The organism is Aeromonas sp. HMWF017, from assembly GCF_003061465.1.
Lineage (GTDB): Bacteria > Pseudomonadota > Gammaproteobacteria > Enterobacterales > Aeromonadaceae > Aeromonas > Aeromonas veronii.
The window spans coordinates 68899-75972 of sequence record NZ_QAJD01000088.1 but is presented as its reverse complement, the minus strand read 5'-3'; the positions used below and the strand labels follow the sequence as shown (position 1 = coordinate 75972).

The window sequence follows — 7074 nt, the reverse complement described above, 5'->3', positions numbered from 1 at the left end:
GCGCCAGAGCGCCTGGTTGCTGGAAGGGCGCGATCCTCCCACCTTGCCGGATCCCATGGACTGGCCCTCGCCGCTGCGCCAAGTGGCGCTGACCGCCGAGGGCAAGCCGACCCTGGCCCGCTGCCAGGATGCGGCGCAATCCGGTTTTCGGGCGCTCTGGCCGTTGTCGCTGGAGCCTTGGCGGTCACCTGGTGAGCGACGGCAGGCGCTGCTCGCCAGCGGCTGCGCGGGGGAAGGGCAGAGCGCCGAGCTGCAGGCCCCCATTCGCATCGTGGCGCTGGGGGAGGGCAACCTTATCCGCAGCCAGCGCTATCGGTTGCAGCCCAAGGTGCTCGGCGGTGTCGGCAAGCCAGCTTGGTTTCTCAACGGCCAGCGGCTGCGCTGGGATGGGGATCAGGTGCTGAGTGTGGCGGGTCGTTATCAGCTGGTGGTGGTGGACGAGGCGGGTAACAGCGATCGCATCGAGTTTCGCGTGGTGCATCCTGACAGTGATGCCGGCACCATCACCCGTTGAGCGTTTTGCCGACAGCCATTGAGGTGAATGTAATTAACTATTTGAAATGCATCAATATTTGATTGGATGAATTAATTTGTGAATAATTACGAATTCATTCAAATCCAATCGGGAGTTCTCTTTTGCTGCGTGTTCTGTGTCCCTTGCTGGTGCTGATGAGTTCGGGTTGTGCCACAACCAATCATGGTGATCACCATGTTTCTCCTGAACGTACCGGGTTCTATTCACCTTTCGAACCTGCTTCCGAGAGTTTTGCTCGTTGCAATCAGAAACAGTTTGCCTGTACCCCTGCCAATATCCGCCGTGACAGGGCGATGGAGGCGCGCAGGCAGGCGCAAGAGCGGGCCAATCACCGGGGTGATGATTGGTAGGCCGCAGAAAACGAGAGGGGTTGGCAGATGCCAACCCCTTTTTCATTCCGACGGTTCAGCCCGGTTGGCGCAGATGGCCGAGCCGGGTGAAGAAGTGCTGGCTCTTGCGTTGGTGAAAGTGGCTCTTCTTGATGGGATGGAAGATGAGGTTGCTTTCGGGATGGCTCGCCTTTAACTGATGGAGCATCGCCACGGCGGGCAGGCTGGTGCTGACCAGGGTGGTGAGTGGCATGCTGAGGGTCTCGGGCCCGAGTAGTTGATTGAGCCCTTGCTGAGCCTGCTCAAAGCGGGTCAGGGCCGCCGGGTCGGCATAGCCGCTACCCAGCATGGTGAGCAGGTTGTCGATGGCCATATGAAATGCGGCCAGCTGTTGGCGAAAGCCGCTGCGCCCGCGCAGGGCAATCAGCTCTGCAAACGGAATGTCGGCCAGGTGAGTGGGCACTTGCAAAGGGATCTCAAGGTGGAAGCAATCCTGACCACCGCGATTGTGGTAGCGGGATTCGAGCAGGTGGAGCAGGCGGTCGAGATAGTCGTGATCGGTAATGAGCGCCCCGTCATTGGCGAGTGCCCACTCACGGGCGAGACGCATGGAGAGCAGATTGGCAAAGCGTCGCGCCATTCTGATCCCCCCCTCATCCCGGGTCGCAAAGCCGTGAGTCAGGCAAAAGCCGTGCAGCCGCTCCAGCCCCGCCTGATCTGGGCAGAAGCAGTCGTGGTTGGCCTCCTGACGCCAGCGACCAATCAGTTCCTTGTTGCCAAACACCTTGTGGCGGACGAAATCGGGGGCCACCAGGCCGCTTATCTGGCTCTCCAATTGCGGGGTAATGGCGGCAAAAAAGGCGGCATCGGGCCGCTCGGCTAGCAGATCGCTCTGCTGTTGAAGGGTATCGAGCAGGGCGGTGAGACCGCTCTTTTCGCTGACGGTGAAGACAAAGGCAAGCCGCTCCAGATAGAGCAAGGCAAATTTGAGCCAGAGCTCGTCGCGTACCTCCATGCCGGGGTAGTAGATATAGGTCTTCATCGGATCAGTCTGTTGTCAAAAATCTGGCGAGGCGCAGGGTCGGGAATATACGCAAGATTGGCGCTGCACGGCAAACACTGCGTGGGGTAATGTGAGCAAACGCTCATCCAGTAGGCGCTGGCCACAAAGTTCTGATATAATTCGCGCCCTTAAATCAAGGTCACCCGAGTCATTACCATGAAGTTCATTATCAAGCTGTTCCCGGAAATCACCATCAAGAGCAAGTCGGTTCGCCAGCGCTTTATCAAGATCCTGCAGGGCAATATCCGCAATGTCCTGCGCCGCTTCGACGACGATGCCCGCGTACGGATGGATTGGGACAAGCTGATCGTGAGCTCCCGCAATGACCAGTTCCGCGAGCAGGCTATCGAAGCTTTGGCCTGTATTCCGGGCATTCAGGCCTTCCTCGAGGTTCAGGCCAGCAAGTTTACCGATCTGCACGACATCTTCGAGCAGGTGAAAGCCGTATGGGGCGACCAGCTCAAGGGCAAAACCTTCTGCGTGCGCGCCAAGCGCCACGGCAAGCATGAGTTCTCCTCCCTCGAGGTTGAGCGCTATGTGGGGGGCGGTCTGAACCAGCACTGCGAAAGCAATGGTGTGCGCCTCAAGAACCCGGATGTGAAGATCAACCTAGAGATCGACGGCGAGGAGCTCTTTATCGTCAGTGCTATTCATCAGGGTCTGAGCGGCATGCCCATCGCGACCCAGGAAGATGTGCTGAGTCTGCTCTCCGGCGGTTTTGACTCCGGCGTGGCTTCGTTCCAGTTCATCAAGCGTGGCTGCCGAGTGCACTACTGCTTCTTCAATCTTGGTGGTGCGGCCCACGAGATCGGCGTCAAGCAGGTGGCCTATCACCTGTGGAACCGTTTCGGCTCCTCCCATCGGGTACGTTTCACCGCTGTGGACTTCGAGCCTGTGGTTGCCGAGATCCTCGAGAAGATCGACAACGGTCAGATGGGCGTGGTGCTCAAGCGGATGATGATGCGTGCTGCCGCCAAGGTGGCCGATGAATTCCAGATCCCGGCGCTGGTGACCGGTGAGTGTGTGGGTCAGGTCTCCAGCCAGACTCTCACCAACCTGAACGTGATCGACCGGGTCACCGACAAGGTGATCCTGCGCCCGCTCATCACTTGGGACAAGCCGGATATCATCAGCGAAGCCCGCCGCATCGGCACCCTGGAGTTCGCCGAAACCATGCCGGAGTACTGTGGCGTCATCTCCAAAAAGCCGACCGTGAAGGCCGAGCTCTCCCGCATTGAAGAGGAAGAGGCCAATTTTGACTTCTCCATTCTGGACAAGGTGGTCTCTGAGGCCCGTTACCTTGATATCCGCCGTATCGGTGAAGAGACTGCCGCTGAAGTGCAAGAGGTGGAAACCACCCAGGTGCTGGGCGCTGACGAGGTGATCCTGGATATCCGCTCTGCCGACGAACACGACGAGAAGCCGCTGGTGGTGGAAGGTCGTGAAGTACTGCATATCCCCTTCTTCAAGCTGGCCACCGCCTTTGGCGATCTGCCCAAAGAGAAGACCTACCTGCTCTACTGTGATCGCGGCGTGATGAGCAAGCTGCAGGCGCTCTATCTGAAAGAGAAGGGCTTTGACAATGTCAAGGTGTACCGCCCGTAAGCGTGTTTTTCACCTTCACTAAAAAATCCGGCCAATGTGCCGGATTTTTTATTTCACAGAGTGAGCCCTGACTATCAGGGACAGGGAACCGGAGTGAAGGAGTCTTGCCCCTGACAACGCCAGCCCATTTCCGCCTCCCGCATCTGCCACAGGTTGTTGCTGCGATAGAGGGTCAGAATGTAGATCATGTCGCTCTTGCTGCCGTCGAGGGCGACCGAGAGCACCAGATCATTGTCCAGTTGCTGGGCATGGATGCGACTGGGTGTGTCACCATGACCGACGAATCGCAGAGCTACCTCACGGTAGTCATTAACCCAGTTTTGCTGTTGATGGCTTGCCTGGCGTATCTGCTGGTTGAACTGCTGCACCGGCGCCGAGGCCAGTCGTCCAAATACCACTTGTGCTTCGGCGTGGGCTGCCGTCACGTTCGCCAGGAGGAGGGTGATAAGCATACCGATTTTGCGCATGAGAAGTTCCGGCTAACAACGACTGCTTCTATGACAACAGAAAAGCCTATTTGGTTCAACGCGCGGCCCACAGCGACATGATGACGCTGTGGGCCTGCTCTCAATTGCGTTGCAGCGAGAAGGTGGGCAGCGACAGATGCCAGTAGATAGCAGCTACCCGCAGGCCAAACACGGCCGTCATGCAGATGAGCATGGCCGTTACCCTGTCCATGTTGGCCTCAAGCGCCAGGGTATAGAGAATGCCGCCAAGGATACAGGCGGTGGCATAGATCTCTTTTTGCAGCACCATGGGCACCTCCCGCGCCAGTACATCGCGGATCATGCCACCGGCTACCCCGGTCATGGTGCCCATGATCACGGCAATCAGCCCTGGGGTGCCGAAATTGAGGGCCTTCTGGGCACCGATAACGGTAAAGAGGGCCAGTCCGAAGGCATCCGCCACCGGCAGCACATACCATGGCATCCTGCGGGGCAGCTTGACCATCCACATACCGATCAGCGCCGTCGCAATGACGACCCAGATATAGAGGGGATCGCGCACCCAGAACACGGGGGTGGCTCCCAGGATCATGTCACGGATAGTGCCGCCGCCGATGGCAGTGACCGCCGCCAAAACCATGACGCCAAACCCGTCCATTCTGAGTCGTCCAGCCACCAATACCCCTGAAAACGCGAATACCGCAGTACCAAACATGTCGCTGATGTAAACAATCTGCTCAACCAGTGTCTGCATGGAGAACAACTCACGCCAAATTGTTGATGGGGCCGCGATTTTAGGGGCTGGTGAGCCCAATCGCCAACAGTGCTCGACAAAATTGAGAGTCGGGACGGATTTTTTCTCGCGGCATGAACCGGGTGAGGCTCGTGCGTGCCCGCAGCTCTCCGCCGTTGGCGGGCTTTAGAAGGTTGAGTCCCATCACAGGTTTAGACCCAATTTTTTTCTTAAGTTTCCCCTCGACTCGCCGATAAATAAGGTAAGCGGCGTTAATGCGATGAAGCGTTGAAAAAAATGCTAAAGACATCCAAAAACGAGCCGTTAAATAAGACGCATCGGGCACAGAAAATAATAAAGCTCGAGCAAATAGAAGAGTAAATTTAATAGCTTAGGAGAATAGTCATGGGCCTTTTTATCAACACTAACGTTTCATCACTCAACGCTCAGCGTAATATGATGAATGCGACCAAATCACTGGATACTTCCTACACTCGACTGGCATCTGGTTTGCGTATCAACAGCGCCAAAGATGATGCTGCGGGTCTGCAAATTTCCAACCGCTTGACCTCTCAGATCAACGGTCTGGATCAAGGTAACCGTAACGCTAATGATGGTATCTCTCTGGCACAAACTGCGGAAGGGGCCATGGATGAAGTGACCGGCATGCTGCAGCGTATGCGTACTTTGGCACAACAGTCGGCTAACGGTTCCAACTCTGCCAAGGATCGTGAAGCACTGCAAAAAGAGGTCGATCAACTGGGAGCAGAGATCAACCGTATATCTACCTCTACCACATTTGCGGGGACCAAGTTGCTCGATGGTTCTTTCACTGGGAGCTTCCAGGTTGGGGCTGATGCCAACCAAACCATTAGTTTCAGTTTGAGTCAAAATGCGGGCTTTAGCATTTCGGGTATTGCTGAAGCTGCTGCAACTACGATTACGGTACTGAATGCTGCTAGTGCACAGACCACAGTCGCTTTGAGTAATATCTTCACTGGTGGGGGAGTTGGCGGCATCAGTATTAGCACTCAGAGTAAAGCTCAAGAGGTTTTGGCAGCAGCAGATGCAATGTTAGCTGTTGTAGATGGCAAGCGTGCTGAGCTGGGGGCAGTACAGAACCGGATGGATTCGACCATTCGCAACCAAGCCAATATCTCGGAAAACGTCAGCGCAGCTCGTTCCCGTATCCGGGATGCAGACTTTGCTATCGAAACGGCCAACATGACCAAACAGAATATTCTGCAACAGGCGGCATCCAGCATCCTGTCACAGGCCAACCAGAGACCTCAGTCAGCACTTCAACTGCTGCAAGGCTAACAAAAGAAAACAGGGCGGTTGTTCAGGCCGCCCTGGTCAAGAGATGGAACAAAGGGGTGTTCGGGTTCGCACTCTGTTCTATCGGGAGAGATATAATTCTCTACTAGTAATGCCAAGTGTTGTCCAGCTGTTCAGTTCTGTCACGCTTGGTCATATTCTCCTGAGCATATGCTCATTTTTAGGCCGGTTCTCCGGCCATTTTTTATTGTGTCGCCAAATTGGCGTCACTCCTCCTAGTGTTTGCATACATCATGCCAAAATTATATTTCCTCAGGCTCATCTATGGGCATGGCTGGAAGGCTCTCCCATAGGAGGGTGGGGTGATTGAGTATGTTACCCCTCACAGGAGAAGACTTGCCGCTATCGGCAACAATTTTCCTAAAGCTTGGCTAAATTCTGCCGCTAAAAAGATGACGCAATCGAGGGGTGTTCGGAATCCAACGTTTGCATAGCTGCGGGTAGTCTGTCTGTTCAAACAGGTACCCGCCAGAAGAGAGAGGCTAGTTCAACCTCCTCTTCTACGGTGGGTCGTCACTCAGTTATGGTGACGCAACCCGCAGTCGCATGTTCTTCGGGAGAATTTATTATGGCCATGTTCATTAACACTAATACGTCATCACTGAACGCCCAGCGTAATTTGATGAATACCACCAAATCTCTGGATACCTCGTATACCCGTTTGGCATCCGGTTTGCGTATCAACAGCGCAAAAGATGATGCTGCGGGTTTGCAGATCTCCAACCGTTTAACTTCTCAGATCAATGGTCTGGATCAGGGTAACCGTAACGCTAATGATGGTATCTCTCTGGCACAAACGGCTGAAGGCGCAATGGATGAAGTGACCGGCATGCTCCAGCGCATGCGCACCTTGGCGCAACAATCTGCCAACGGTTCCAACTCAGCCAAGGATCGTGAAGCGCTACAAAAAGAGGTCGATCAGCTGGGTTCTGAAATTAACCGCATTTCGACCGATACCAGCTTCGCCGGTACCAAGTTGCTGGATGGTAGTTTCACCGGTACCTTCCAAGTCGGTGCCGATGCGA

General features: G+C 55.3%; 5 protein-coding genes and 2 pseudogenes. 4 read left to right on the top strand and 3 right to left on the bottom strand.

Annotation, left to right across the window (positions count from 1 at the left end; genetic code table 11):
* A pseudogene (locus DBR30_RS21910) lies at nt 1–514 on the top strand (penicillin-binding protein 1C); the annotation flags it as partial.
* A gap of 426 nt (nt 515–940) precedes the next feature.
* Here the strand turns inward: DBR30_RS21910 and DBR30_RS08480 are convergent.
* Nucleotides 941–1906 (bottom strand): hypothetical protein, encoded by a 966-nt coding sequence (locus DBR30_RS08480; protein ID WP_108542024.1) that lies wholly within the window; start codon nt 1904–1906, stop codon nt 941–943.
* Nucleotides 1907–2083: 177 nt separating this feature from the next.
* Here DBR30_RS08480 and thiI point away from each other — a divergent pair, with 177 nt between their 5' ends.
* Nucleotides 2084–3532, top strand: a complete 1449-nt coding sequence (thiI, locus tag DBR30_RS08475; RefSeq protein ID WP_019446044.1) for a tRNA uracil 4-sulfurtransferase ThiI — start codon at nt 2084–2086, stop codon at nt 3530–3532.
* A gap of 74 nt (nt 3533–3606) precedes the next feature.
* Here the strand turns inward: thiI and DBR30_RS08470 are convergent, their stop codons facing one another.
* Entirely contained in the window at nt 3607–3999 is a 393-nt protein-coding gene (locus tag DBR30_RS08470; RefSeq protein WP_108542025.1) for a hypothetical protein, read from the bottom strand.
* Nucleotides 4000–4099: 100 nt separating this feature from the next.
* Nucleotides 4100–4732: a trimeric intracellular cation channel family protein gene (locus DBR30_RS08465; RefSeq protein WP_005333975.1), complete on the bottom strand. Its 633-nt coding sequence runs from the start codon at nt 4730–4732 to the stop codon at nt 4100–4102.
* A 384-nt stretch (nt 4733–5116) separates the two neighbouring features.
* Between DBR30_RS08465 and DBR30_RS08460 the strand changes: the two genes are divergently transcribed.
* On the top strand, nt 5117–6031 hold the full coding sequence (locus tag DBR30_RS08460; protein WP_108542026.1) for a flagellin N-terminal helical domain-containing protein: 915 nt from the start codon (nt 5117–5119) through the stop codon (nt 6029–6031).
* A gap of 586 nt (nt 6032–6617) precedes the next feature.
* Nucleotides 6618–7074: pseudogene (gene flaB / locus DBR30_RS21905) on the top strand (flagellin B); the annotation flags it as partial.